We start from the raw sequence: 25,708 nt of genomic DNA, 5'->3' as shown, positions 1-25,708 counted from the left end.
GTGAATTCCTACTCCGGGGCCACCGACGACCACGGCACCGTGAGTTCACCCAGCCGCCACCGCGACGGGCGGTTCAGCACCGGCCAGCCCCGGGCAGTCAGCAGGTGGACGGCGTGCGCCCAGCGGGCACGGACGCCGAAGTTCTGATGCGGTGCCGCCGTCGCCCAACAAGTATCCAAAGTGGACAGTAGTTCGTGGACCCGTTCGCCGGGAACGTTGCGATGGATGAGGATCTTGGGCAGCCGTTCGGCCACTGTGGACGGACGTTCCAGGCTGGCGAGATGGACCGACAGGGTCAGCGTGCGCGGCCCGTCGCGCCCGACGGCGACCCAGGTGCTCAGCCGTCCGATCTCGTCGCAGGTGCCTTCGACGAGCAGTCCGCCCGGTGCCATCGCGTCCAGCATGAGCGACCAGGCACCCGGGACCTCGGCTTCGTCGTACTGCCGCAGGACGTTGAACGCGCGCACCAGCACCGGCTGGGTCCCGGCGAGTTCGAAGCCGCCACGCCGGAAGTCCAGCCACGGCCGGTCGACGGCGGATTGCGCGACGGCGACCCGTTCGGCGTCCAGCTCCAGGCCCAGCACGCGGACGTCGCGACGGACCGTGCGCAGCCGGCGCGCCATCTCGACCGTGGTCACCGGTGAGGCGCCGTAGCCGAGGTCCACCACGAGCGGTTCGTCCGCGCCGCGCAGCAGCCGCGTCGCTCCCGGATCGCTCGCGAGCCACCGGTCCACGCGGCGGAGCCGGTTGGGGTTGGTCGTGCCCCGTGTCGGTGCCCCGACCGGTTTCAGCGCTCGGCCAGCCATTTCGCGACGAATTCCGCCTCGCGCTCCAGCAGCTTGGTGACCTGTTCGGCGATCACGCCCTCCAGCTTTCCGCCGACGAACGGGATCCGCACCTTGACCTGGCCGCTGTTCACCAGCGTCGTCCGCCCGCCCTCGGCGGTCAGCGACGTCTTCGCGGTGATCTCACCCGGCACGCCCGAGACCACCGCCGTCGCGGTGCCGGTGTAGCCGTCCCCGGCCGCCTTCCAGCTCTGCTCGCGCTCGACGATCAGGTCGCCCCGGTGCAGCGTCCGCACGGCCGACGGGAGCTTGTCCGAGCTGATGCCCTGACGCAGCTTGTAGCGCACTCCGTCTTCGGCCGGGACGTACTCCAGCAGTTCCGCGTCGTCGCCGCCGATCTGCTCCAGCCTCGCCCGCAGCGCCGCCTCGCCGGCGACCGCGTCGAACGTGGTCGCGAGGTCTGCGGAGAACGCTGAGCGGTGCTCGATACGGGAGGCCATGGCGCCAGACAGTACCGTTCACGGGCGTGAGCACTGCCGAAACTCCCACCCTCGCCGATCACACCACGTTGCGTCTCGGCGGTCCGGCGCGGCGTTATGCCGAGGCGAAGACCGTGCAGGACCTGGTCGACGCGGTCCGCGAAGCCGACGAAGCGGGCGAGCCGGTCCTGCTGCTCGGCGGCGGCTCGAACCTCGTCGTCGCCGACGACGGTTTCGAGGGCACGGTGCTGAAGGTGGACAACACCGGCTGGACACGTGACGGAGATCTCGTCGAGGTCGCGGCGGGTGAGAACTGGGACGGTTTCGTCGAGGGCCTGGTCGCCGAGGGCATCGGCGGGCTCGAATGCCTCTCCGGGATCCCCGGTTCGGTCGGCGCGACGCCGATCCAGAACGTCGGCGCGTACGGCTGCGAGGTGGCCGAATCTCTGGTCTCGGTCGACCTCTACGACCGCGCCACCCGCGAGATCCGCACGCTGACCGCCGACGAGCTCGGCTTCGGGTATCGCACGTCGATCCTGAAGGGGACCGACGCGGGCGTCGTGCTCACGGTGCGTTTCAAGGTCAACGAGGACGGCCTCTCCGCCCCGATCCGCTACGCCGAACTCGCCCGCACGCTCGGCGTCGAGATCGGTGACCGGGTCCCGGCGGCCGAAGCGCGCGAAGCGGTCCTCGGGCTGCGTCGCGGCAAGGGCATGGTCTTGGACGCCGACGACCACGACACCTGGAGCGCGGGCTCGTTCTTCACCAACCCGATCATCGGGGAGGCGCGGCTGGCGAAGGTGCTGGCGGGCATCGTGGACGTGGTCGGCGAGGACGTGCGCGTGCCGCAGTACCCGGCGCCCGGCGGCACGAAGCTGTCCGCGGCCTGGCTGATCGAGCGCGCCGGGTTCGCGAAGGGGCACGAAGGGCCCGGCGGCCGTGTCTCGCTGTCGACGAAGCACACGCTCGCGCTCACGAACCGGGGCAAGGCCTCGACCGAGGACCTTCTCGCTCTGGCGCGCGAAGTGCGCGACGGCGTCGAGGCGCGCTTCGGCGTTTCGCTGCACCCTGAACCCCTGCTCATCAACTGCGCGCTTTGAGCGAACAACCCCACGCCACCCTCGTGCGTCTATCCCTCTGAGGGGCGAGGGTGAGTTCCGTCGCCGCGGGTAACGTCGGAGAGGTTCCCGGCGCTGAGCGGGTAGAAGCTCGCGGGGATCTTCATGGGAGGTACACGGTGATCGAACGGCGCTCGGTGTTCAAGGCCGCGCTCGCCGCGGGGGCGGCCATGCTGGCCGCTGCCTGCTCCAGCGGGGAAGACGGGAACGCCAAGCCGGAAGGCAGCGGCGGGGAGCAGAACGCCGCCCCGGTCGCGAAGATCACCGCCGAACCCGCCGCCGACGCCAAGGACGCGTCCGTGGTGACGCCGGTCGTGGTGAAGGTCGCCGACGGCAAGCTCACCGAGGTCAAGGTCACCGGGGACAGCGGCAAGGACGTGAAGGGCGAGCTTTCCCCCGACGGACTCACCTGGACCAGCACCGAGGTCCTCGGCTACGGCAAGACGTACACGTACGCCGCGAAGGCCACGGGCAGCGACAACAAGCCCGCCGAGTTCAAGGGCTCGTTCAGCACGGTCAAGCCCGCCAAGGAGGTTCGCGCCACGCTGAACCCGACCGACGACGCCGAGGTCGGCGTCGCGATGCCGATCAGCGTGAAGTTCGCGTCCCCGGTGAAGGACAAGGCGGCCGCCGAGAAGGCGCTCAAGGTGAAGACCGACAAGGACGTCGAGGGCTCCTGGGGCTGGCTGTCGGATACGCAGGTCGACTGGCGGCCCAAGGAGTACTGGCCGGCGAACATCAAGGTCAACGTCGAGGCGAAGCTCTACGGCGTCGCGCTCGGCGGCGGCGCGTACGGCAAGGCCGACGTGACGACCGAGTTCAAGATCGGCCGCAACCAGGTGGTCAAGATCAACACCCCGGACCACGTGATGAAGGTCTACCGGGGCGGATCGGAATCGGCGAGCTACCCCTGCTCGAACGGACTGGACTCCGACGTCCAGCGCAACACCCCCAACGGCACGTTCATCGTGATGACGAAGGAGCCGATGGCGCGGTTCGACAACGCGCGCTACGGCTACACCAACGTCAACAAGAAGTGGTCCTGCCGGATCTCGAACAACGGCGAGTACATCCACGAGAACCAGGACAACGCGGCGAACATCGGCAAGGCCAACACCTCGCACGGCTGCGTGAACCTGCTCGAAGCGGACGCCAAGAAGTACTTCGACTCGGCGATGATCGGCGACCCGGTCGAGATCACCGGTTCGAAACTGGGCAGCCCGACCAAATCGGACGTCAAGAACTGGTTCTACGACTGGAAGTCCTGGAAGGCGCTTTCGGCGATCAAGTAGCCGGTCGGCCTCGTGAGTGGCAAGGACGGTTAGAACCGTCCTTGCCACTCACGAGCCCCACGCATACCGGAACCTCATAGGCTGCGGGCATGAAGACCGAGGTAGTCGGCTACGGCGGGACCCGGATCGGTTTGTGGGTCGAGGGCGCCGAGAACACCCGTCCGATCGTGTTCGTGCACGGCTGGGCCCAGTCGGGCCGGGCCTGGGCGCCGCAGCTGGCGGATCCCGCGCTCAGTGAGCGGTTCCGCCTGGTCGCGATGGATCTGCGAGGTCACGGGGATTCCGAAGTGCCCTCCGCCGGCTACGACGATCCGAGGGTGTGGGCGGAGGATCTCGCCTCCGTTCTCGACTTCGCCGGTGAGGACGCGATCGTCGTCGGCTGGTCCTACGGCGGGCTGGTCATCACCGACTACCTCCGGGTGCACGGCTCTTCGCGGCTCGGCGGCGTCGTTTTTGTGGGCGCTATCACAGAAATCGGCAAGAACCGCCCCGGCGGCAAGGTCGGGCCCGCGATGCGCGACGCCATCCCGGCGGTGCTTTCGGACGATCCGGCGGTCGCGATTCCCGCGTTGGTGCAGTTCAGCGCGCGGATGACCGCCGCCCCGGTGTCCGGCACGCTCGCCCAATCGCTGCTCGGTGCCTGCCTTTCCACGCCGCCCGCGGTGCGCTCCGCGCTGTTCCGGCGTGACGTCGGGAGCGAGGACGTCCTTCGCGATCTGGACAAACCGGCACTTATCGTCCATGGTCTCGCGGACGCTGTGATCGATCCGACGGCGTCGGAGTACGCGGCGGGGAAGATTCAGGGGGCCGTCGTGCGTTGGCTACCTGAGGTGGGGCATCTGCCGTTCGCCGAAGCGGCGGACGAGTTCGGTGAACTGCTGCGCGGGTTCGCCGATCAGTAGGACTTCGGGAGTGTTGACCAGGTGACGATCCCTCTGCACGGGTTCGACGCCGCGCCCAGGCGCGTCGCGGTGCTGTCGTTGCACACTTCTCCGCTGGAGCAGCCGGGTACCGGCGACGCCGGCGGCATGAACGTCTACGTGAGCCAGACGGCCACCGAGATGGCCCGCCGGGGCGTCGAGGTCGAGGTGTTCACGCGGGCCACGTCCTCGGATCAGCCGCCGATCGCCGAACTGGCGCCCGGCGTGCTCGTCCGGCACATCCCGGCCGGGCCGTTCGAGCCGCTGGGGCGCGACGAGCTGCCCGCGCAGCTGTGCGCCTTCACCGCCGGCGTGCTGCGGGCCGAGGCGTTCCACGAACCGGGCTACTACGACCTCATCCATTCGCACTACTGGCTTTCCGGCCAGGCGGGCTGGCTCGCCCGCGACCGCTGGGGCGTGCCGCTGGTGCACACCGCGCACACCCTGGCGAAGGTCAAGAACGCCGCGTTGGCCGAAGGCGACACCCCCGAGCCGCGCACCCGGGTGATCGGCGAGGAGCAGGTGGTCGAGGAGGCGGACTGCCTGGTCGCGAACACCAGAGTCGAGGCCCGTGAGCTGATCGAGCTGTACGAAGCCGACCCGCACGCCGTGCACGCCATCCCGCCGGGCGTCGACCTCGACCGCTTCACGCCCGGCTCCCAGGCCGCCTCGCGCCGGGCGCTGGGGCTCCCGACGGACGCGATCGTGCTGGCCTTCGCGGGCCGCATCCAGCCGTTGAAGGCGCCGGACGTCCTCCTGCTGGCCGCGGCCGAAATGCTGCGCGAGCGGCCGGAGCTGGCGTCGCGGCTGGTGGTGCTGATCGTCGGTGGTCCGTCCGGGACCGGGCTGGAGCAGCCGCAGGCCCTGCGCGAACTGGCCGGTTCCCTCGGGATCGAGGCGCAGACCCGGTTCATGCCGCCGCAGCCAGGCCAGTCGCTGGTCGACGTCTACCGGGCGGCCGACGTCGTCGCCGTCCCGAGCTACAACGAGTCGTTCGGGCTGGTCGCGCTCGAAGCGCAGGCCTGCGGGACGCCGGTGATCGCGGCCGAGGTCGGCGGGCTGCCGGTCGCCGTCCCGCACGGTGTCTCCGGGCTGCTCGTGCCCTCACACGACGCGAAGGACTGGGCGGGCGCGCTCGCGAACATCGCGTTGCGGCCCGATCGGCGGGCCGAGCTTTCGGCCAACGCCGTCGTCCACGCGCGGCGCTTCTCGTGGCGCCGGACGACGGACCGCCTGCTGGACACGTACGCTCAGGCGACCGGCGCGTTCCGGCGTGCCCTCGAACAGCGCGCGGAGGTGGCGGTTTGACGCTCGACGAGACCTTGCGGTCCTCTTTGGACAGTGCGGGCCTGGAATACGAAAGGCGTGGCGAGGGAAAGTATTTCGTCACGTTGCCCGGCACCAAGAAGCTGCAGACCAACTGCTGGCTGGTCGCCGGTGACCACGCTTTCGCCGTCGAAGCCTTCGTCTGCCGCCGTCCTGATGAGTCCCATGAGGACGTTTACCGCTTTCTGTTGCGCCGCAACGCGAAGCTGTACGGCGTGCACTACACCGTGGACGCGATGGGCGATATCTACCTGGTCGGCCGGTTCGGCCTGGACACGGTCACCGAAGCCGAATTGGACAAGATCCTCGGGCAGGTGCTGGAAGCCGCCGACGGCGATTTCAACACGTTGCTGGAGCTCGGCTTCGCGGAATCGATCAAACGCGAATGGGATTGGCGCGTTTCCCGTGGCGAGTCGCTCGCGAACCTCCAGGCGTTCAAACATCTCGTCGAGCCTTCGAACGGGCACGAACCCGGAGCCTTGACCGACTCGTGACCCGAACGGTGCAACGGCACCGTCGTCCGTTCCGTCTCTTTCCGCAGCACTGGAGGGAGACGGTTTTGATGCACAAGGGATTGAGATGGGCCGCCGCGGCCGGCATCGTGCTGGCGCTGGCGGGCTGCTCGGCGAACGATTCCGGCAGCAGCGAGTCGGCCGCGATGCCGATGTCGGCCGACACGAAGCAAGCGGCGCCGAACCAAGGTGCGCCCAAGAAGGAAGCCACCGACAGCGCGGGTTCGGGCAAGGCCCCGCGCCCGCGGGGCAGCCGGGGATCACCGACCGCAAGCTGGTGCGCACGGCGAGCCTGGAGCTCACCGCCCCGAACGTCGCCGACGTGATCTCGCAGGTGCGCGTCATCACCCAGGGCGCCGCCGGCTACACCGGGCAGGAGAGCACCCAGGAGAAGCGGGCGTCGGTCAACGTCATCGTGCCCTCCGAACGCCTCGACGGTGTGCTGGACCAGCTCGGGAAGCTCGGGAAGCAGGTGAAACGCGAGGTCACCGCGACGGACGTGACCGAGCAGATGGTCGACATCGAATCGCGGCTGGCCACCCAGCGGGCGAGCGTCGAGCGCATCCGCGCGCTGCTCGCGAGGGCGACGTCGGTTTCGGAGATCGCCTCGGTGGAGAGCGAGCTGACGAGCCGGGAAGCCGAACTCGAGTCACTCCAGAAGCGTCGCGAAAGCCTGGCGGGCAGTGTCGCCATGTCGACGATCTCGTTGCAGGTGAAGGCGGAGACGGTCGCGGCGGCGGAGGAGTCCCGCAGCGGCTTCCTCGGCGGGCTGGCCGGCGGCTGGGACGCTTTCCTGACCTTCGGCGGCGGCCTCCTGACCGCGATCGGCGCGATGGCGCCGTTCCTGCTGGTCTTCGGCGTTCCCGCGGCCGCGCTGGTGTGGTGGCTGCGCAAGCGGCGCCGTCCGGCGGAACCCGCGATGGCGACCGCTTCGGATCTGCCGTCCGCGCCTCCGCTGGACTTTGCGGCCCCCGAAGATGAACAGGCGGGACGGCTCGAGGGAGGGGGGAGTCGCGATCTCGAGCCGCCCCGCTGAAGTTCCCGCCAAGGTGGACCCGGTGACGAGGGGGATGCCAACGGGGCCGGCGGGCGCCGCGACTCGGCAGGGGGGAGACGAGTCGCGGTCGTCACCCACGTCGAGCCGGGGAGTGCGTGGAATCCGGCCGCGCGGGACGTAGTCAACCTGTCAGATCTCCACCTGTAATCACAAGACTACCGGTTACTCCGTTCGAGTGAACTTCGAAAACCGGGATAACGGAGTGCAGCCTGATTTCCGGGGATCGGGACTTGTTGGCAACCCGTCTTCTGGACGGGTGAAGGTGTTACTCACGGGTAACGCACTCTCCGTAGAAACAAGGTCGAGTGCGGCCCTCTGACCGGCGCTTCCGCTCCCTCTGGCAGGCTGAACCCCATGGCTGAGCTTGGGACTCTGGTGCTGCTGCGTCACGGGCAGAGCACGTGGAACGCGGAAAACCTGTTCACCGGCTGGGTGGACGTGCCGCTGTCGGAGCAGGGCGAGCAGGAGGCGCGCAAGGGCGGGCAGCTCCTCGCGGAGTCCGGCCTGCTGCCGGACGTCGTGCACACCTCGCTGATGCGCCGGGCGATCTCGACCGCCAACCTGGCGCTCGACGCCGCCGACCGGCACTGGATCCCGGTGAAGCGCGACTGGCGCCTCAACGAGCGGCACTACGGCGCGCTGCAGGGCAAGAACAAGAAGCAGACCCTCGACGAGTTCGGCGAGGAGCAGTTCATGCTCTGGCGCCGCTCCTACGACACCCCGCCGCCCCCGATCGACCCGGCCGACGAGTTCAGCCAGGTGGGCGACGCGCGTTACGCCGACCTCGGCGACGCCGCCCCGCTGACCGAATGCCTCAAGGACGTCGTCGCGCGGCTGCTGCCGTACTGGGAGTCCGAGATCGTGCCGGATCTGCGCGCGGGCAAGACCGTGCTGGTCGCCGCGCACGGGAACTCGCTGCGCGCGCTGGTGAAGCATCTTGACGGCATCTCCGACGACGCGATCGCCGGGCTCAACATCCCGACCGGTATCCCGCTGCGCTACGACCTGACCGAAGACCTCAAGCCGGTCACCGCCGGCGGGACCTACCTGGACCCGGAGGCCGCCAAGGAAGCCGCGGCCGCCGTGGCGAACCAGGGCCGCTGACCTCCCCAGATTGCTGAAGGGAGCTTTCACCGCATCTCACGCGGTGAAAGCTCCCTTCATCGCATGAGACGCGGGGAAAGCGTCCTTCAGCTCAGGGCAGGGGCTGGACCGACTCGACGCCCGCCGCCTTCCACCCGTCCGGCAGCCGCTGGAGGCGCAGGACGAGCGGCAGGTACCGCTTCGTCGCCTGCCCGGCCGCGTCCGTGACGTCCGACGTCGCGAAGAGCAGCACACTCGCCTTGTCGTCCACGACCTCCATGACCGCGGCGGCCGGGTTCGGCGCCAGCGACGCCTTCGTGCCCCCGGACCGGATCTGGTTCAGCCGCGCCGCCTTGTCCTGCTGAAACTGGGTCAGCAGCTGCCCGGTCGACACGGACTCGTAGCGGGCGTACGTGCCTTCGGGGTCGGCCGGATTCACGTTCAGCAGGGCTTCCGCGGCACGCAGCGCACCATCGCGCGCGGAATCGCGCACCCTCGCGAACACCCGGTCGCCCGCGCCCGGCTTCTCCGCCGCGGGCGGGGAGTCCGCCGGATTCACCTTGACCTCGCCGATCCGCCAGCGGTCACCCTCGCGCACGGCCGCGAGCAGCACCGACGCGACGCCCTTGCTGGTGGCACCGGCCCTGGTGCTGCTCTGGTCGAGCATGGTCAGCACCCGCGCCTTGTCCGGCGTCTGCTCGATCGCCGCCGAGACGATCACCTTGGTCACGAGCTTGACCGGCTCGGGCGATTTCCGGACCTCGGCGAACAGTTTCGCCAGCTCGTCGCGCGCGCCCGGCGTCACGTTGTCGGCGAGCGCCTTCTCGTAGGCGGGCACGGCCGTGCTGTCGTAGGAGAACACCGCTTCGGCGGCCGTCTTCACCGCGTTCAGGACCGATGCGGTCCGAGCGGGATCGACCAGCGCGAGATTCGCGGGCGGGCTCTCCGGTTCGGGCCGGGCGGTGCCGGAGACCGTGGTGGTGCAGCCCGCGAGCGCGAGCAGCACGGCCAACCCCGCCCAGCGCTTCACAGCAGGCCGAGTTCCCGTGCCCGCGCGTCGACCTGCAGGCGCGACGTCACGCCGAGCGCGACCAGCAGCTCCGAGACGCGACGCTGATAGGTGCGCACGCCCATTCCGAGGCTCTTCGCGGCCTTCTCGTCCTTGCAGCCGGTGGTCAGGAACTCGAGGATCTGCGGTGCCTCCATCCGGATGTCGGCGAACCGCGCGTCGAACGTCTCCAGGGTGGTGGACGCGAGCCAGGCGGTTTCGAACAGCGACAGGATGCCCTGCACCAGCTCGGGCCGCGAGATGACGCTGTAGGAGCGCACCGCCTTGCCCTCGTCGCCGGCCATGATCGCGACCCGCTCGTCGAGCAGGATCGTCTCGTTGATCTCCTCGGTGCCGATCCTGATCTGCGCGCCCAGCCCGGACAGGTGGTGCAGATGCTGCGCGGTCTGCTCGTTCAGCAGGACGCCGGGGCGGTACAGCTTGCGGATCCGCTTGTCGTGCACGAGCCGTTCGCCCTGCCGCGTGAGCGACGGCCGCGAAAGCGCCCACGTGTAGAGGTCGTCGGCCGCGCACGCGATGTCGGTCGCCGCGACGAACAGATGAGCCGTCCGGTCGAACAGCTCTTCTTCTCCGCGAATCAGGGAGATGTCACTGACGAGTTCCACGGCGACAGTCTTCCAACATTCCCCGGGGACCGTGACGGGAACGTCGCTATTCGCCTGTGGATAGTCACGACGAAAGTCGGGATCCGGGCATCACACGGCGACGATGTCCCCGTTTCGGGTGACCCGCCTCACCCACGAGGTCTCGGCCAGGGATCGGCCACGTGAACGGCGGCTGACCTGCAGGCGAACAGGGTGTCTCCAGGTGTCATAGGCATCACGAGTACGCGGCCGGGACTAGGCCAAAAGACTACCCACGCGCTTACGATTCCCCTGTGACCACGCCTGTTGCACTCGCCCTGGCCGTCGGCGGACTGATCGTCGGTGTGGTTTTCGGCTTCCTGATCGCGAGGGGCCGTGCCCGCCGCGAGGAGCGGCGGCCGATCGGCCCCACCGTGGCCGAACTGCTGGAACGCCTCGTGCGGTCCAGCAACAACGGCGTCGTCGTCCTCAACAAGTTCGGCGACATGGTCCTGCACAATCCGCGCGCCTACGAGCTGGGGCTGGTGAAGGTCAACCAGGCCGATCCGCGGGCCCGCAAGGCCGCCGAGCAGGTGGTCGAGACCGACGAGCCGATGGAGATCGACCTGTCCCCGCTGGAGGCGAGGGGCCGTCAGCCCGAGGCCGTCCTCGGCGAGGTCCGCCCGCTCGGCGACGGGTTCACCGTGGTCGAGGCCGTCGACCACTCCGAGGCGATCCGGCTCGAAGCCGTCCGGCGGGACTTCGTCGCGAACGTGAGCCACGAGCTGAAGACGCCGGTGGGCGCGATCGCGCTGCTCACCGAGGCCGTCCTCGACGCCGCGGAGGACACCGAGGAGGTCCGCCGCTTCGGCGGCAAGATCCTCCGCGAATCGACCCGGCTGGGCCAGCTGGTCACCGAATTGATCGCGCTGTCCCGGCTGCAGGGCGCCGAGCGGCTGCCCGACCTGAACGTCGTCGAGGTCGACGCCGTGGTCCGCGAGGCACTCGGCCGGACGACGCTTTCGGCGGAATCCGCCGAGATCACCATCACCACCGACGCGGCCAGCGGGCTGCTCATCGAGGGCGACCGGACGCTGATGGTCACCGCGCTTTCGAACCTGCTGGAGAACGCCGTCGCGTACTCGCCGGCGGGCAGCCCGGTGTCGATCAGCAGGCGCCTGGTCGACGGCAAGGTCGAGATCGCGGTGACCGACCGCGGTATCGGGATCGCCGAGGACGAGCAGCAGCGCGTCTTCGAGCGGTTCTACCGCGCGGACAAGGCGCGGTCGCGGGCGACCGGCGGCACCGGGCTGGGGCTGGCGATCGTCAAGCACGTGGCCGCCAACCACGGCGGTTCGGTCGGCCTGTGGAGCCGTCCCGGCACCGGGTCGACGTTCACCCTGCGCATCCCCGCGCACATCCCCGCCGAACCGGCCGCGCCCGTGAAACAGGCTCCGCCGGTGTCCCGGCCGGAGAAGACCCCCGAGCGGACACCCCGTCTCGTGGCAACAGGGCAAGAAAGCCCCGACCATGGAGGAAACCTGTGACGAGGGTTCTCATCGTCGAGGACGAAGAGTCGTTCGCCGACCCGCTCGCGTTCTTGCTCCGCAAAGAGGGCTTCACCGCCGCCGTCGCCGTGACGGGGCAGCAGGCGCTCGAGGAGTTCGACCGCAACGGCGCCGACATCGTCCTGCTCGACCTCATGCTCCCCGGTATGAGCGGCACCGACGTCTGCAAGCAGCTGAGGCAGCGGTCCGCGGTACCGGTGATCATGGTGACCGCGCGTGACAGCGAGATCGACAAGGTCGTCGGGCTGGAACTGGGCGCCGACGACTACGTCACCAAGCCGTATTCGGCCCGTGAGCTCATCGCGCGGGTGCGGGCGGTGCTGCGCCGCGGCGGCGAGCCGGGCTCGGAAGGCGACCTGGCCCCGCTCGTGCTCACCGCCGGGCCGGTGCGGATGGACGTCGAGCGGCATGTGGTGACCGTCGACGGCCAGGAGGTGTCCTTGCCGCTCAAGGAGTTCGACCTGCTCGAGTACCTGCTGCGCAACGTGGGCCGCGTGCTCACCCGCGGGCAGCTGATCGACCGGGTGTGGGGCGCGGACTACGTCGGCGACACCAAGACGCTCGACGTCCACGTGAAGCGGCTGCGGTCGAAGATCGAGCCGGACCCGGGCTCGCCCCGGCACCTGGTCACCGTCCGGGGCCTGGGCTACAAGTTCGAGACGTGAGCTGAAGGGCATGGATGGAGCGGTGAAGGACGCTTTCGTCGCATCGCATGCGGGGAAAGCGTCCTTCAGCCCCCGGCCTCCTGCGATACAGATCACGGTTACGGTTTCGTGACCTGACGTGGGGGCGGGTACCGTAGACGCTCGTGCGCCTAGGGGTACTCGACGTCGGTTCCAACACCGTCCACCTGCTCGTGGTCGACGCCCACCGTGGCGCCCACCCGACCCCGATGCATTCCGAAAAGGCCGTCCTCCGCCTCGCCGAGCAGATCACCCGCAACGGCGACCTGAGCCGCGCGGGCGCGGACAGCCTCGTACGCGCGGTCGAATCGGCGAAGGCGGCCGCGGCCCGGCTCGGCTGCGAAGAGGTCATGGCGTTCGCCACCTCCGCGGTCCGCGAAGCCAAGAACGCCCCGAAGGTGCTGGCGAAGGTCCAGGAGCAGACCGGAGTCGAACTCCAGGTGCTTTCCGGGATCGACGAGTCCCGGCTCACCTTCCTCGCCGTGCGCCGCTGGTTCGGCTGGTCGGCGGGCAAGCTGCTGGTGCTCGACATCGGCGGCGGCTCGCTCGAGATCGCGATGGGCCGCGACGAGGAACCGGACCTGGCCGAATCGCTGCCGCTGGGCGCGGGCCGGACCACGCGGACGCGGTTCCAGCACGATCCGCCGTCGCGTTCGGAGCTCATCGCGACTTCGGTGTGGCTCGAAGAACAACTCGCCCCGCTCGCGAAGAAGGTCGCCAAATTGGGTGAACCCGATCGTGTCGTGGCGACCTCGAAGACGTTCCGGTCACTCGCCCGGCTGACCGGAGCGGCGCCGTCGGCGAGCGGGCCGCATGTGCGCCGTACCCTGACCGACACCGCGTTGCGCCAGCTCATCGCGTTCATCTCCCGGATGACCGCCCATGACCTGGCCCAACTCGAGGGGGTCAGCGCGAGCAGGTCGCATCAGCTGGTGGCCGGCGCGCTCGTCGCACAAGCCACCATGCGGGCGCTTTCCCTGGAAGAACTGGAGATCTGTCCGTGGGCGCTGCGAGAAGGTGTCATCCTTCGACGGCTGGACCATTCGAACGGTGCGGACGAGACTGTGGGCGGCAGCGCCCGACTGGACTTAGTCGACGGAGAACGGGCACGGTGAAGAGGTGACGGAAATGCGGATGACGGTGGATAGCGCGCGCGACGCCGCCGATGCCCCGTCGCGTGCCGGTTCACAACGGCTGGAGCGCGCATTGGACAGCACGGTATGACGGACGAGACAGAGAGCGGCCAGCCACAGAAGACCGTGGCGGAGCTGCTCGCGCAGCACGGAGCCCAGCCAGAAGGCGGGCGCCGCAGGCGACGCCGCGCGGCCGACGACGACGAGGCTCCCGAGCCCACTCGCGGACGGCGCGCGCCGTCGGTGAGCGACACCGCGCCGCAGGCGATCATCGACAGGGTGTCCGGCGACACCCCGCCGCCCGCCAACCGTCCGCCGCGCCGCTCGCGCCCCCAGCAGGATTCCGGCGCGCGTCCGCTCCCGCAGCCGCAGCAGGACTCCGGGCCGCTGCCGGTGCCGCCGAACGCCCCGACCCGGCAGACGCCGCCGGTGCGCCCGCCGCAGGAGCAGAGCGGCTATCAGCAGCGTCCGCCGCAGCAATCCGGACAGTTCGTGCGGCCGACGCCGCCGCAGGAGCAGAGCGGTTACCAGCAGCGTCCGCCGCAGCAGTCGGGTCAGTTCGTGCGGCCGACGCCGCCGCAGGAGCAGTCCGGCTACCAGCAGCGTCCCCGGACTCCGAGGGGCTGCCCCCGCGCGGCCGTCCGCGGCCGTCGGGACCGGAGGAGACCCGTGGCGCGGTGCCGCCGGTCCGCCGCCGTCCCGAGCCGCCTGCCGGGCCCCCGTCCTCCGGCCTCTCGGCGAGACTCGACGGCGGCCTCGACGCCCCGGCGGAAGACGTCCAGGACCAGCCGGGCCCGATGGCCAGTGGCGCGTTCGCGACGCCGCCCGCCCAGCCGGCGCGGCGCCGCCGTCCGGCCGCCCGTCCGCCGCAGCCGAAGGCCGAGCCGAGCACCGAGCAGTTCGCCGCGGTCGGCGACGAGACCGCGCCCGAACCCGAGGCGCCCGTCGAGCCGGCGGCACCGCCCGCCGGGCTCGCCGGCTGGCGCAAGCGCAGGCAGAAGGTGCAGTCCGAGGACACCGAGATCGGCGGGATCCCGCCGGTGCCGCCCCCGGTCGCGCCCGTCGAGCCGGACCCCGAGCCCGAGCCGGACCCGTTCGACGCGGGCCCGCCGACCATGGGCCACCCGGCGCCGATGCCGTTCGTGCCGCCGCATTCCCTCGACGACCGTGACCGCCAGGACAACCTGGACGAGTACGAACGCGAGTTCGCCGACCCGGCGTACCCCGACGGCGGCCCGGACTTCGAGCGTGACGACTACGGCTACCGCGCCGACGAGTACGAGGACGACTACGACGACCAGGCCGAGGACGTCGTCGACGAGCCCGCGGCGCCCGCGGAGAAGGTCTCGCCGGGCAAGCAGTGGCTGGCGCTGGCCGGTCAGCTCGCCCTCGGCGTGGTCGGCGGTGCCGCGGTGTGGCTGGGCTTCAACTGGCTGTGGGTGAACCTTCCCGCCGCCGCGCTGGTCGCCGCGTTGCTGGTGATCGTCGCGCTGGTGTGGATCGTCCGGAAGATCCGCAAGGCGGAGGATCTGCAGACCCTGGTGCTCGCGGTGCTGGTCGGACTGGTGGTGACGGTCTCACCGGCCGCACTCCTGCTGGTCGCCCGTTAGCGGCCTCGGGAAGAATGCCGGAATGGTCCAGCAGGTTCCGGTAGGCCTTTCGACGGCGTCCGTCTGGCCGTTGCGGGCGGGTGCGGCGTTCGAACTGGCCGCCGACCTCGGCTACGACGGTGTCGAGGTGATGGTCTGGGCCGACCCGGTCAGCCAGGACGTCTCCGCGCTGCGCCGTTGGTCGCGGCGCACCGGGGTGCCGGTGCTGTCGATCCACTCGCCCTCGCTGCTGATCACCCAGCGCGTGTGGTCGCCGGATCCCGTGGTGCGCCTGCGGATGTCGGTCGAAGCCGCGCAGGAGCTCGGCGCGCGCACGGTCGTCGTGCATCCGCCGTTCCGGTGGCAGCGCCGCTACGGCGACGCGTTCGGAGACCTCGTCGACGAACTCGAAGACGCCAGTGGCATCGAGATCGCGGTCGAGAACATGTTCAAGGTCCGCCCGCCCGGTGGCTCGCGGACGTCGCGGGTGTCGGCGTTCCGGCCGTCGATCGACCCTACGGACGTAGGGTTTCGCCACTACACGCTCGACCTGTCCCATACAGCGGCAGCCGGGATGGACGCCCTCGCGCTCGCCGATCGGATGGGTTCCGGGCTCGCGCACGTCCATCTGGCGGACGGCACCGGACTCCCGAAGGACGAGCACCTGGTGCCCGGACGCGGCATCGAACCCTGCGCCGAACTGCTCGAAAAGCTCGTGAGCAGCGATTTCTCCGGACAGGTCGTGCTGGAGATCAACACCCGCCGGTCGCCGAGCGCGGCGCGGCGGTCGCGGGACCTTGCGGAGTCACTCTTGTTCGCGAGGCTCCACCTCGGTCAGTGACAAAGATCGTCTCCAGGTGCGGAGATTCATTCCTCCCTGCGCTCGAGGCGCTGGTACACGTAAAGTTCCGACCGTGAACCAGCTGCGCTTGTTGATCTCCCGCACCCCGATGGATCGGCTCGTGGCCTGGGTCAGTGCTCGGTGAGCGCGACCGACGAAACGAGCACCTCCTTCGACGAGGCATGCGCGACGAGATCACTGGGTGACGGCACGTTCACGGCGGTACTCCGTACCGAATGGTCGATCGGTGGACACCCCCACGGCGGCTTCCTGATGGCCCTGATGGCACGCGCCGCCCTCACGTTCCTCCACGAACGCGGCGAGCCGCCGTCCGAGCCGCTCGCGATCAGCGCGGAGTTCCTGCACCCGCCGGCGGTGGGGCCGGTGCTGCTGCGCATGGACGTCCGGAAGGTCGGCAGGCGCGCCTCGGTCGTCGGGGTCCTGCTGGAGCAGCGGGGCCGCAGCTGCGTCGAGGCCAGGGTGACCACCGGACGCCTGCCGATGCGGCGGCCGGAGTGGACCGACGTCCCGGCGATGGCCGCGGAGCCGCCGCCCGGCGCGGTGCCCGTGACCGGCGAGACCTCCGAAGGCCTGTTCAACCTCGCGAAGGGCTGCGAGGTCCGGCTCGACCCGGCGAGCGTCGGCTACCTGCACGGCCGGATCGGCGACCCGCCGAGGATGCGGCTGTGGGTCCGGCCCCGGCACGGTCTCGCGGACCCGTACTTCGCCCTGCTCGCGAGTGACGTGAACCCGCCGGTGGTCTACAACCTCGGCCGGGTCGGCTGGGCGCCCACCGTGCAGCTGACCGCGTTGCTGCGCACCCGGCCGGCGCCGGGCTGGCTGCGCGTGATCGTCCAGAGCCAGTCGGTGCACGAGGCCTGGTTCGACTCGGACGCCCTCGTGGTCGATTCGCAGGGCAGGCTGGTCTGCCAGGCGCGGCAGCTGGCGCTTGCCCCGGCGCCTGGAGCCTGACGGCCGTTTGGCACGCTGAAGCGCATGAGCGTGATCGCGGTTCTGGGTGCCGGGAAGATCGGGGAGGCCCTGCTCTCGGGCCTGCTGCACGGCGGGCACAGCCCGGACGACCTCCTGTTCACCGAGCGGTATCCGGCGCGCGCGGCCGAGCTGACCGAGCGCTACGGCGTGCACGGCGTCAGCGTCGCCGATGCCGCCCGCCGGGCCGACGTGCTGGTCGTCGCGGTCAAACCGCAGGACATCGAGCCGGTACTGGACGAGCTCGCGCCGCTGCTCGGCAAGGGGTCGCTGGTGGTCTCGCTGTGCGCGGGCCTGCCGACCGCCCTGTACGAGCGCAGGCTGGCCGACGGCGTCCCGGTGGTGCGGGTCATGCCGAACACCCCGATGCTCGTCGGAGAGGCGATGAGCGCGGTCTCCGCGGGCGCGCACGCGACCGCCGAGCACATCGCGGTGGTGAAGGACCTGCTTTCGCACGTCGGGCAGGTCGTCGAGGTGCCCGAATCGCAGCAGGACGCCGTCACGGCGCTTTCCGGCTCCGGTCCGGCGTACTTCTTCTACCTGGTCGAGGCCATGATCGACGCCGGGATCCTGCTCGGCCTGCCGCGGGCGCTCGCCGGGCAGCTGATCATCCAGTCGGCGGTCGGGGCGGCGAAGATGCTCGCCGAGTCCGACGAACACCCGGTGCTGCTGCGCGAAGCCGTCACCTCGCCCGCCGGGACGACCATCAACGCCATCCGCGAGCTGGAGAAGCACGGCGTCCGCGCGGCGCTGCTGGCCGCCATCGAGGCCGCGAAGGACCGCTCGACCGAGCTGGGCCGCGCCCACGAGGGCTGAAGGGGACTTTCCCCGCATAACACGCGGTGAAGGACGCTTTCAGTGCATAAGACGCGGTGAAAGCGTCCTTCAGCCCCCGGATACGGGCCCATCCCGGTGACTCGCGTCGCTTTAGCCACACGTGTCCCGCTACTCTCAGGAGAGCACGTGCGTGTCGATACCACAGGTGGGGAAGCCTCGTGGCGCGACACGTGTCGAAGGACACGGTGAATCATGCCGCCGAACAAGAAGGATGACCTGCCTTCAGTGGGCCAGGTCCAGTTCCTGACGGTCGCCGAGGTGGCCACGCTGATGCGGGTCTCCAAGATGACCGTCTACCGCCTCGTTCACTCGGGCGAGCTGCCCGCGGTACGCGTCGGGAAGTCGTTCAGAGTGCCCGAAAAGGCCGTACACGAGTATCTGCAGGGCGCGTACTTCGACGTGGGCTGAGGCTCGGTCCGCGGAGCACAACGTGCCCGCCCGAGGGCGTCTTCCGGGGCGCGAGTACCCTGGAAGACCGCTCGTGCCTGTGCGCTCCACCCGTTGGACGCTGCGCCGGGCAGCGTGACCGACGACGAAGGAAGGAGCGCTCACGATGGGCTCTGTGATCAAGAAGCGCCGTAAGCGCATGTCGAAGAAGAAGCACCGCAAGTTGCTGCGCCGGACGCGCGTTCAGCGTAGGAAGGCCGGCAAGTAAGACACAGCCGGTGAGTGGCCCGCCCAGGTTCTGGGCGGGCCATTCCCATTTCGTGGACGGTTTCCGCCCATTCGAGTGAGACGTGCATCCCCTCTGCGAGCAGCGGGTTAATAGCATGTAAGCGCTGACTCGACTACCCCTAATGAGCGGTAACATCTCAAGGGCAGCCGCGCGATGCTTCCAATGAGTGCAGGTACGCGCACACTCGGTGGATCAATTTTGCGCTCAAGGTCATCAGGACCCCGTGATCGAAGTCCGAGAACCGCCCAAAGCCGCAGGGAGTCCTATGCCGTCGAACATCGTGCTCGTGACCGGGGTCGGGGGAGACCTTGGCGGGAAGCTGCTCGCCAGACTCGGCAACAATCCGGAGTTCGAGCGGGTGATCGGCGTCGACACCACGCCTCCGCAGAAGTCGGTGCTGCAGCGGATGGGGCACGCCGAGTACGTCCGTGCCGACATCCGCAATCCGCTGATCGCGAAGGTGATCAGCACGGCCAAGGTCGACACCGTGGTGCACGCCTCGTGCACCGCGCATCCGGCGGGGCCGGCTCGCCGGACGGCGATCAAAGAGGTCAACGTCATCGGCACGATGCGGCTCCTGGCGGCTTGCCAGCGTTCGCCGCTCGTGCGCAAGCTCGTGGTGAAGTCGACGGCCGCCGTCTACGGCGCGGGCGCGCGCTCCCAAGCCGTCTTCACCGAGGATTCGGAGCTCATCCCCACCTCGGCCAGCGGCTACGCGAAGGACGCCGTCGAGATGGAGGGGTACGTCCGCGGGCTCATGCGCCGTCGTCCCGACATCACGACGACCCTGCTCCGGTTCGCCAACATCATCAGCCCGGAGATCGACACGGTGCTCTCGCGCTACTTCGCGCTGCCGGTGGTCCCGACCGTCTTCGGCTACGACGCGCGCATCCAGCTGCTTCACGCCTCCGACGCGCTGGCCGTCTTCGAACAGGCGACGCTGAACGACCGGCCCGGCGTGTTCAACGTCGGCTCGGAGGGGGTTCTCACCCTTTCCCAGGCGATCCGGCGAGCCGGGCGGGTCGAGCTGCCGATGCCCAGCGGCGTCGTGCCGTCGGTCGGCAAGGTGCTGCGCGGTGCGCGGGTGGTCGACTTCTCCGCCGATCAGGTCCGGCTGCTGAACTTCGGCCGCGTCGTGGACATCACGAAGCTCAAGAAGGACTTCGGCTACACCCCGCGGTGGACGACGCGGGAAGCGTTCGACGACTACATCACCGGCCGCGGGCTCCGGCCCGTGGTGGACGGCGGCAAGCTCGCCGGATTCGCCGGCAAGGTGCTGGTGGCCGCGGCGACCGGACAGGCGGCGCACCGATGAGCAGGCCACACGAGAACTCTCACGAAGGCGAGGCGGAAGACGTGAGCGGCGCTGAAGCGCAGGTCATCCCGTTGCACGGCCCCGGCAGAGAGAAGCCGGACCCGGCCGCCCAGGCGGAACGGGATCTTCGCGAGTCGGAAGAAGCTCAAGAGCATCTGGAGCAGGAACGCCGGGCCGACGCACCTGTCGTCGAGTTCCCCGGGGCGGCGCGGGTCTCGCCCGCCCGGACCCGGCCCGCCGACGCGGACCTCCTCCCGGACTCGCTCAGGACGGCGCTGGCGTTCCTGCGGGACAGGCTGACCGGCGACTACACCGTCGACGAGTTCGGCTTCGACGCCGAGCTCACCGAGACCCTGCTGCTGCCGCCGCTGCGCGCGCTGTACGAGAAGTGGTTCCGGGTCGACACCTTCGGCGTCGAGAACCTGCCGGCCGACGGCGGCGCGCTGCTGGTGTCGAACCACTCCGGCACGGTGCCGCTCGACGCGCTGATGACCGCCGTCGCCGTGCACGACCACGTCCCCGGCGGCAGGCACCTGCGCGGCCTCGGCGCGGATCTGGTGTTCCAGCTCCCGTTGATCGGCTCCTTCGCCCGCAAGTCCGGGCAGACGCTCGCCTGCAACGCCGACGCGGAACGCCTGCTGCGCAAGGGAGAACTCGTCGGCGTCTGGCCGGAAGGGTTCAAAGGCATCGGGAAGCCGTTCTCGTCGCGGTACAAGCTGCAGCGGTTCGGCCGCGGTGGCTTCGTCTCCGCCGCGCTGCGGACCGGGGCGCCGATCATCCCCGTGTCCGTCATCGGCGCGGAGGAGATCTACCCGAAGGTCGGGGACATCAAGCTGCTCGCGCGGGTGCTCGGCCTGCCGTACTTCCCGGTGACGCCGTTCTTCCCGCTGCTCGGCCCGCTCGGCGCGATCCCGCTGCCGACGAAGTGGAGCATCGAGTTCGGGGAGCCCATCCGCACGGACACCTACGACGCGGACGCCGTCGACGACCCGATGCTCGTGTTCACGCTGACCGACCAGGTGCGGGAGTCGATCCAGCAGTCGCTGTACAAACGCCTTTCGCAGCGGAAGAGCGTCTTCAAGGGCTAGAACACGTAACTCGCGTGCTCGAAGCCGTCACATGCGTGCTTGAAGGCGTAACTCACGAGTTCCGGCTTCAAGCACGTGAGTTACGGCCTCAAGCACGCGAGTTACGCGGTCAGCGCTTCCGGTAGGCCATGCCCGCCGCGACGGCACCGGCCACGGCACCGACGCCGAGCACCGACGGCACGCCGATCTTCGCGGCCTTGCGTCCGGTCCGGAAGTCACGGATCTCCCAGCCGCGCGCCCGTGCGACGTCGCGAAGACCGCCGTCCGGGTTCACCGCGACGGCGGTCCCGACGACCGACAGCATCGGGACGTCGTTCTGCGAGTCCGAATACGCCGTGCAGCGCTTGAGATTCAGCCCTTCGCGTGACGCCAGCGCCCGCACGGCGTGAGCTTTCGCGCGGCCGTGCAGCAGGTCGCCGACGAGGCGGCCCGTGTAGACACCGTCCTTGGTCTCCGCGACGGTGCCCAGCGCGCCGGTGAGGCCGAGGCGCCGCGAGATGATGGCCGCGAGTTCGATCGGGGTCGCGGTGACCAGCCAGACACGCTGTCCGGCGTCGAGGTGCATCTGCGCGAGCGCCCTGGTGCCGGACCAGATCTTGTCCGCCATCAGCTCGTCGTAGATCTCTTCGCTGATGTCGGTCAGTTCCTGCACGGTGCGACCGGCCACAAAGGACAGTGCGCGCTCGCGGTGGGTTTTGATGTCCTCCTTGTTCTCCCGGCCGCCGAGCCGGAATTTCACCTGCTGCCAGACGAATCCGGCCAGATCGGCGGACGTGAAGAACTTGCGCGCGGCCAGCCCGCGGGCGAAGTAGAAGATCGACGCGCCCATCATCATGGTGTTGTCGACGTCGAAGAACGCGGCCGCCGTCAGGTCCGGCGGAGCGGGCGGCGCGGGCGGTTCGAGGGCTTCGGCGGACGCGGTCGCCATGGCGGCCTCGGCCGACGCCTCGCCCGCGAGCTCGGCCAGCCGTTCGAGCTCTTGACTCTTATCCCTGCCCCGCCACACTGACACGCACACCGCCTCCGGAATCCCAGGTGCCTGTGCACAGCGTAGCGAGCGGCCGACCAGGCTGTCCCGGGTGTGGCGACTGCCTCATGTGACACCGAGTCAGCCGATGATTATCGGCGGTAGTCCCGGGATGAGCGGCGGAATCGAAACCAGCGGCGGCGGCCGCGTGGTGGTCGTCGGCGGAACCGTCCGCGTGGTCGGCGGCGGCGTGGCCACCACGGGCGGCGGTGTGCCTCCGGTCGGCGGGGCGAGCGGTCCGGTCGGGGTCGCGGTGTCCACAGCGGACGACGGCGGGGCCGAGGTCGGTGTCGGCGTCGCCGACGGAGCCGACGACGGCGGGGAAGACGTCACCGGCGGCAGGACGGCGTCGGGGGAGTCGGGGTTGCGGACGCAGTCGCCGGCGGCCGGGACCGCGCCCAGTTCGTCGGAAGTGCCTGTGGTGATCGTGTAGCAGACCAGGCGCGAGCCGAGATCCGTCGTGCGCTCCTGGACCTTGTCGAGCAGGGCACGGGCCGCGGAGAACTTGTCGCGCGCCTCGGCGGGCGCTTGCTCGACCTGGAGGCCGAGCCGGTCGGACTGGTTCCGCGCCCACGTGCGGAGTTCGGCCAGCCGGGCCTGGCCACCCTGATCGGTGACGAGCGCCGTCAGCTGCGAGACGCCGGCGCGGAGATCGGTCTCGAAATCGGCGAGCCCGGTGAAATACGCGTCGGTGGGCGCGCCCTGCCTGGTCAGCTCGTCCAGTTCGCCGACGCGGTTCGCGGCGAACTCCAGATGCTTCTTCGCCTTGTCGTGCTCGTCGAAGGTGAGGCCGAGCGAGGCCGATTCACCCGCTCGTTTGATGCCGTAGAGCGGATCGCCCGGCAACGCGTCCTTGGACAGCAACAGCGTGATCCCGCCGAGCGCCAGCACCAGCGCGACGGCGGCCGCGGCGAGATTGGCGACGGCGTGACCACGTCGCTTCGGCGCCGCTTCGGCTTCGGCGAGACGCCCGGCGATCTCGTCTCGGATGCGTTGCCGGGTCTCCGCGTCGGGGGCGCCGCCGGCGCCGAGTTCACGCAAACCGCCGACGAGCGCGAGCTCGTGCGCGAACTCGTCGTCGTCCGGGGATTCGGTGCCGTCGACAAGGTCGGCGAAGCGGTCACCGTCCGCCCGCTCCCGCGCGAACCATCCCGGCACGCCCACGGCGAAGTCTCCATCTGCTCAGCCCGGTCCTGACACCGGTCTGGCAGTGAAAACGAGCGGGGACGCCCAAGGGTTACGGCAAGGCCGGGTGAGGCATAAATATGGGACTTTAACGCAATCCTGTGGGCAGAAGTTGTGCCAAACGGCGTACCGCGCGGTGCTGAAGGGCCTTGATGGCGCCCTCGTTGCGCTTCATGATCGCGGCGGTCTCGGCGACCGAGAGCCCCTGCATGAACCGCAGCACGATGCACTCGCGCTGGTCCTCGCCGAGTTCGGCGACGCAACGCAGCAGTTCGGCGCGGGTGGCGCGGCTGATGGCCTGCTGTTCCGGGCCCGCCACGGCCTGCACGCCGACGTTCCCGATCGGCGCCCCGTTGGGCTCGGCGACCTCGTCTGTGACGACTTCGAGGCGGAATCGGCTCGACTTCACGTGGTCGAGGATGATGTTGCGCGCGATGGTGACGAACCAGGCGCCGACATCACGCCCCTGGTAGCTCACGGACGTGATGCGGCGCAGCGCCCGGAGAAAGGTCTCGCTGGTGACGTCTTCGGCGAGGTCCCGGTCGCCGAGGCGGAACAGGACGTAGCGGTAGACGACGTCCACATAGCGGTCGTAGAGCCGTCCGAACGCGGAGGTGTCGCCGTCCTGCGCGGCGCTGACCAGCTCCCACGCTTCGGCCTTCGCGGCTTCGGCGGCGTCTGAGCCTTCGTCGGCCTTGGGCCGGGCTGCGGGCGCCGCGGGGAAACCACTCCGGCGGAGGATGTGGCCCGCCAGCATCGAGACGGGGTTCGGCGCGGGAAGAGTCACGGTCCACCTCCCGTTCCGGACAGGGAGGATCGGCCCGCATGTCCCACCGCCGCGTGGGCCTGCAAGATCTGCACGTCCGGACTCCCTTTCTCACCATCGAGTGATCAACACCACTCGACGACGCCCAGCAGCATACGTGTAGTTACCGCGAAGTAGGTAGCGGTGGCGGGGTTACGGAACTGCGACGAAAGCGAGTGACCCCCATGACGGTGGCCGGGATGACAAACTGGCAACGCCGTTCACCGAGGGAAGAGGTTCGCAGTTGAGCGCGGAGCAGGTTGCCGATCCAAATGTGCCCACTTTGCTCGCCGAGGCCGCCCGTCAGTGGCCCGGCAAGGTGGCCGTCCAGGAGACCGGCGGAGGGGTCGCGCTGACCTGGGCGGAACTCGACAACGCCGCCAACGGGCTGGCCCGTGCCCTGCTCGACGCGGGAATCGAGCGCGGGGACAGGGTCGCGTTGCGGCTGCCGACGTCGGCCGCGTTCGCCGTCTCCCTGTTCGGGGCGCTCCGGGCGGGCGCGGTGGTCGTCCCGGTCTCGCCCCAGGGGCCGTCGGCCGAGCTGAACGGGCTGCTGGAGCACAGCGGCGCGCGGCTCGTCCTCGAACGCGAACCCGCCGAGGAACTCCCCGACGGGGTGACAAGCCTCTCACCGCCTGTTACTTCGGATGGAGCAGCCGAACCGGTCGACGCGTCCGGCGCCGGTGAGGACATAGCGGTCATCTCGTACACCTCCGGCACGACCGGACCGCCGCGTGGCGTGATGCTGTCGCACCGGGCGCTGCTGGCGAACCTCGACCAGCTGAGCCGGATCGTCCCGACGCCGCTCGTGCACGGCGACCGCGTGCTCATCACCATCCCGTTGTTCCACGTCTACGGCCTGGGCCCGGGCCTGCTGCAGACCACGGCGGTCGGCGCGACGGCGATCCTGTCCGAGCGTTTCCTCGCCGAGCGCACCCTGGCCGACTGCGCCGAGTACCGGGTGACGTCGATCGCCGGCGTGCCCGCGATGTACGCCGAATTCGCTGCGATGGACCCCGAGGAGCTCGGGCAGGGCCTCTCGACCGTCCGGCGGATGACGTCGGGCGCGGCGCCGCTGCATCCCAAGATCCTCACCGCGCTCCGCGGCGCCACCGGACTCGACGTCTACGAGGGCTACGGCCTCACCGAATGCGCGCCCGTGGTCACCACGACCCTGGTCACCGGCTACCCGAAGCCGGGTTCGGTCGGGCGGCCGCTGCCCGGCGTCGAGCTCCGGCTGGTCGACAGCGACGGCGACGCGGAGCCGGTCCCGCTGGACCCGGACGACCTCGGCGACGCCTTCGACGAGGATGGCGGCACCGGCCTGGTGTCGATCCGCGGCGCGAACCTGTTCTCCGGGTACTGGCCCGACGGCTCGCACGGCCCCGACGAGGAGGGCTGGTTCCGCACCGGCGACGTCGGCTACCTCGACACCGACGGCGACCTGCACCTGGTGGACCGGGCCAACGACCTGATCATCGTCAACGGCTTCAACGTCTTCCCGCACGAGGTCGAGAACGTGATCTCGATGCTGGACGAGGTCGTCGAGGCGGGCGTCGTCGGTGTCGTCGACGAGCGGACCGGTGAGGCGGTGAAGGCCGTCGTCGTCCCCGCTCCCGGCGCTTCGCTGTCGGAACAGCAGGTCGTCGAGCACTGCGCCGAGCATCTGGCCGGGTACAAGGTGCCGCATACCGTCGAGTTCGCGGAGTCGCTGCCGCATTCGGCCACCGGGAAGCTTCGCCGTCTCCGCCTCAGGTAAGGATGGGG

General features: G+C 69.8%; 25 protein-coding genes and 1 pseudogene. 19 read left to right on the top strand and 7 right to left on the bottom strand.

Annotated elements, in window-relative coordinates; all coding sequences use genetic code 11:
• Positions 1-8 precede the first annotated feature (8 nt).
• Together MJQ72_RS39395 and MJQ72_RS39390 are read right to left on the bottom strand one after the other, a co-directional pair.
• Complete coding sequence (locus MJQ72_RS39395) at positions 9-806, bottom strand: class I SAM-dependent methyltransferase (protein ID WP_240595999.1); 798 nt, start codon at positions 804-806, stop codon at positions 9-11.
• The gene (locus tag MJQ72_RS39390; protein WP_240595998.1) at positions 788-1,285 is read right to left on the bottom strand and encodes a DUF2505 domain-containing protein; all 498 of its coding nucleotides are present in this window, start codon (positions 1,283-1,285) and stop codon (positions 788-790) included. The genes MJQ72_RS39395 and MJQ72_RS39390 overlap by 19 nt, the downstream gene beginning before the upstream one ends.
• A 26-nt stretch (positions 1,286-1,311) precedes the next feature.
• On the opposite strand from MJQ72_RS39390, the gene MJQ72_RS39385 reads away from it, so the two are divergent.
• The 7 genes and pseudogenes from MJQ72_RS39385 to MJQ72_RS39350 all read left to right on the top strand — a co-directional run bounded on the left by MJQ72_RS39385 (position 1,312) and on the right by MJQ72_RS39350 (position 8,593).
• Entirely contained in the window at positions 1,312-2,364 is a 1,053-nt protein-coding gene (locus MJQ72_RS39385; RefSeq protein ID WP_240595997.1) for a UDP-N-acetylmuramate dehydrogenase, read from the top strand.
• A gap of 137 nt (positions 2,365-2,501) precedes the next feature.
• Positions 2,502-3,674: an Ig-like domain-containing protein gene (locus tag MJQ72_RS39380; RefSeq protein WP_240595996.1), complete on the top strand. Its 1,173-nt coding sequence runs from the start codon at positions 2,502-2,504 to the stop codon at positions 3,672-3,674.
• 89 nt (positions 3,675-3,763) lie between these two features.
• Positions 3,764-4,576 (top strand): alpha/beta fold hydrolase, encoded by an 813-nt coding sequence (locus MJQ72_RS39375; RefSeq protein WP_240595995.1) that lies wholly within the window; start codon positions 3,764-3,766, stop codon positions 4,574-4,576.
• Positions 4,577-4,597: 21 nt separating this feature from the next.
• Positions 4,598-5,902 carry a D-inositol-3-phosphate glycosyltransferase gene (mshA, locus tag MJQ72_RS39370; protein WP_240595994.1) on the top strand — a complete coding sequence of 435 codons (1,305 nt, stop codon included), beginning with the start codon at positions 4,598-4,600 and terminating at the stop codon, positions 5,900-5,902.
• The gene (locus MJQ72_RS39365) at positions 5,899-6,414 is read left to right on the top strand and encodes a YbjN domain-containing protein (protein ID WP_240595993.1); all 516 of its coding nucleotides are present in this window, start codon (positions 5,899-5,901) and stop codon (positions 6,412-6,414) included. The genes mshA and MJQ72_RS39365 overlap by 4 nt, the downstream gene beginning before the upstream one ends.
• Positions 6,415-6,482: 68 nt before the next feature.
• Positions 6,483-7,393, top strand: a pseudogene (locus MJQ72_RS39355) (DUF4349 domain-containing protein); the annotation flags it as partial.
• Between the two features lie 450 nt (positions 7,394-7,843).
• A complete protein-coding gene (locus MJQ72_RS39350) occupies positions 7,844-8,593 on the top strand; it encodes a phosphoglyceromutase (RefSeq protein ID WP_125678918.1) in 750 nt (249 codons plus the stop codon).
• 91 nt (positions 8,594-8,684) lie between these two features.
• Here MJQ72_RS39350 and MJQ72_RS39345 read toward each other — a convergent pair whose 3' ends face one another.
• Both MJQ72_RS39345 and MJQ72_RS39340 read right to left on the bottom strand, forming a co-directional pair.
• Complete coding sequence (locus tag MJQ72_RS39345) at positions 8,685-9,602, bottom strand: hypothetical protein (RefSeq protein ID WP_240595990.1); 918 nt, start codon at positions 9,600-9,602, stop codon at positions 8,685-8,687.
• The gene (locus tag MJQ72_RS39340; protein WP_073846221.1) at positions 9,599-10,246 is read right to left on the bottom strand and encodes a LuxR family transcriptional regulator; all 648 of its coding nucleotides are present in this window, start codon (positions 10,244-10,246) and stop codon (positions 9,599-9,601) included. The genes MJQ72_RS39345 and MJQ72_RS39340 overlap by 4 nt, the downstream gene beginning before the upstream one ends.
• Positions 10,247-10,518: 272 nt before the next feature.
• Between MJQ72_RS39340 and MJQ72_RS39335 the strand changes: the two genes are divergently transcribed.
• The 11 genes from MJQ72_RS39335 (at position 10,519) to MJQ72_RS39285 (ending at position 20,924) form a co-directional block, all read left to right on the top strand.
• The gene (locus tag MJQ72_RS39335) at positions 10,519-11,751 is read left to right on the top strand and encodes a cell wall metabolism sensor histidine kinase WalK (protein ID WP_240595989.1); all 1,233 of its coding nucleotides are present in this window, start codon (positions 10,519-10,521) and stop codon (positions 11,749-11,751) included.
• Positions 11,748-12,437, top strand: a complete 690-nt coding sequence (locus MJQ72_RS39330; RefSeq protein WP_005167072.1) for a response regulator transcription factor — start codon at positions 11,748-11,750, stop codon at positions 12,435-12,437. The genes MJQ72_RS39335 and MJQ72_RS39330 overlap by 4 nt, the downstream gene beginning before the upstream one ends.
• Before the next feature lie 143 nt (positions 12,438-12,580).
• Entirely contained in the window at positions 12,581-13,570 is a 990-nt protein-coding gene (locus MJQ72_RS39325; RefSeq protein WP_240595988.1) for a Ppx/GppA phosphatase family protein, read from the top strand.
• A gap of 695 nt (positions 13,571-14,265) precedes the next feature.
• Entirely contained in the window at positions 14,266-15,198 is a 933-nt protein-coding gene (locus MJQ72_RS39320; protein WP_240601611.1) for a hypothetical protein, read from the top strand.
• A gap of 22 nt (positions 15,199-15,220) precedes the next feature.
• The gene (locus MJQ72_RS39315; protein WP_240595987.1) at positions 15,221-16,018 is read left to right on the top strand and encodes a sugar phosphate isomerase/epimerase; all 798 of its coding nucleotides are present in this window, start codon (positions 15,221-15,223) and stop codon (positions 16,016-16,018) included.
• Positions 16,019-16,159: 141 nt separating this feature from the next.
• A complete protein-coding gene (locus MJQ72_RS39310; RefSeq protein WP_240595986.1) occupies positions 16,160-16,990 on the top strand; it encodes a thioesterase family protein in 831 nt (276 codons plus the stop codon).
• A gap of 24 nt (positions 16,991-17,014) precedes the next feature.
• Positions 17,015-17,824 (top strand): pyrroline-5-carboxylate reductase, encoded by an 810-nt coding sequence (proC, locus tag MJQ72_RS39305; protein ID WP_240595985.1) that lies wholly within the window; start codon positions 17,015-17,017, stop codon positions 17,822-17,824.
• A 213-nt stretch (positions 17,825-18,037) separates the two neighbouring features.
• Positions 18,038-18,253 carry a helix-turn-helix domain-containing protein gene (locus MJQ72_RS39300; protein WP_016330918.1) on the top strand — a complete coding sequence of 72 codons (216 nt, stop codon included), beginning with the start codon at positions 18,038-18,040 and terminating at the stop codon, positions 18,251-18,253.
• Positions 18,254-18,398: 145 nt separating this feature from the next.
• Complete coding sequence (locus tag MJQ72_RS39295; RefSeq protein WP_007030867.1) at positions 18,399-18,500, top strand: 30S ribosomal protein bS22; 102 nt, start codon at positions 18,399-18,401, stop codon at positions 18,498-18,500.
• 286 nt (positions 18,501-18,786) lie between these two features.
• The gene (locus MJQ72_RS39290; protein WP_240595984.1) at positions 18,787-19,836 is read left to right on the top strand and encodes an NAD-dependent epimerase/dehydratase family protein; all 1,050 of its coding nucleotides are present in this window, start codon (positions 18,787-18,789) and stop codon (positions 19,834-19,836) included.
• Positions 19,833-20,924, top strand: coding sequence for a lysophospholipid acyltransferase family protein (locus MJQ72_RS39285; protein WP_240595983.1), 1,092 nt, complete (start codon positions 19,833-19,835; stop codon positions 20,922-20,924). Before MJQ72_RS39290 ends, MJQ72_RS39285 begins: the two co-directional genes overlap by 4 nt.
• Before the next feature lie 109 nt (positions 20,925-21,033).
• On the opposite strand, the gene MJQ72_RS39280 is transcribed toward MJQ72_RS39285, so the two are convergent.
• From MJQ72_RS39280 to MJQ72_RS39270, 3 genes are all read right to left on the bottom strand, one after another.
• A complete protein-coding gene (locus MJQ72_RS39280) occupies positions 21,034-21,936 on the bottom strand; it encodes an HAD family phosphatase (protein ID WP_016330921.1) in 903 nt (300 codons plus the stop codon).
• Positions 21,937-22,032: 96 nt separating this feature from the next.
• Positions 22,033-23,115, bottom strand: a complete 1,083-nt coding sequence (locus MJQ72_RS39275) for a DUF5667 domain-containing protein (protein ID WP_240595982.1) — start codon at positions 23,113-23,115, stop codon at positions 22,033-22,035.
• 109 nt (positions 23,116-23,224) lie between these two features.
• Positions 23,225-23,923, bottom strand: a complete 699-nt coding sequence (locus MJQ72_RS39270) for a sigma-70 family RNA polymerase sigma factor (RefSeq protein WP_240595981.1) — start codon at positions 23,921-23,923, stop codon at positions 23,225-23,227.
• A 292-nt stretch (positions 23,924-24,215) separates the two neighbouring features.
• On the opposite strand from MJQ72_RS39270, the gene MJQ72_RS39265 reads away from it, so the two are divergent.
• On the top strand, positions 24,216-25,700 hold the full coding sequence (locus MJQ72_RS39265) for an AMP-binding protein (protein WP_240595980.1): 1,485 nt from the start codon (positions 24,216-24,218) through the stop codon (positions 25,698-25,700).
• Positions 25,701-25,708: the final 8 nt, after the last annotated feature.

The sequence above is a fragment of the Amycolatopsis sp. EV170708-02-1 genome (assembly GCF_022479115.1).
GTDB lineage: Bacteria > Actinomycetota > Actinomycetes > Mycobacteriales > Pseudonocardiaceae > Amycolatopsis.
Note: the sequence above shows the minus strand (reverse complement) of the source record. Positions and strands in the feature narration are given on the sequence as shown.

Coding starts and splice junctions, on each gene's coding strand:
- MJQ72_RS39315 (WP_240595987.1), top strand. CDS start 15,221: ATGGTCCAGCAGGTTCCGGTAGGCCTTTCGACGGCGTCCGTCTGGCCG.
- MJQ72_RS39300 (WP_016330918.1), top strand. CDS start 18,038: ATGCCGCCGAACAAGAAGGATGACCTGCCTTCAGTGGGCCAGGTCCAG.
- MJQ72_RS39290 (WP_240595984.1), top strand. CDS start 18,787: ATGCCGTCGAACATCGTGCTCGTGACCGGGGTCGGGGGAGACCTTGGC.
- MJQ72_RS39295 (WP_007030867.1), top strand. CDS start 18,399: ATGGGCTCTGTGATCAAGAAGCGCCGTAAGCGCATGTCGAAGAAGAAG.
- MJQ72_RS39390 (WP_240595998.1), bottom strand. CDS start 1,285: ATGGCCTCCCGTATCGAGCACCGCTCAGCGTTCTCCGCAGACCTCGCG.
- MJQ72_RS39375 (WP_240595995.1), top strand. CDS start 3,764: ATGAAGACCGAGGTAGTCGGCTACGGCGGGACCCGGATCGGTTTGTGG.
- MJQ72_RS39285 (WP_240595983.1), top strand. CDS start 19,833: ATGAGCAGGCCACACGAGAACTCTCACGAAGGCGAGGCGGAAGACGTG.
- MJQ72_RS39350 (WP_125678918.1), top strand. CDS start 7,844: ATGGCTGAGCTTGGGACTCTGGTGCTGCTGCGTCACGGGCAGAGCACG.
- MJQ72_RS39395 (WP_240595999.1), bottom strand. CDS start 806: ATGGCTGGCCGAGCGCTGAAACCGGTCGGGGCACCGACACGGGGCACG.
- proC (WP_240595985.1), top strand. CDS start 17,015: ATGAGCGTGATCGCGGTTCTGGGTGCCGGGAAGATCGGGGAGGCCCTG.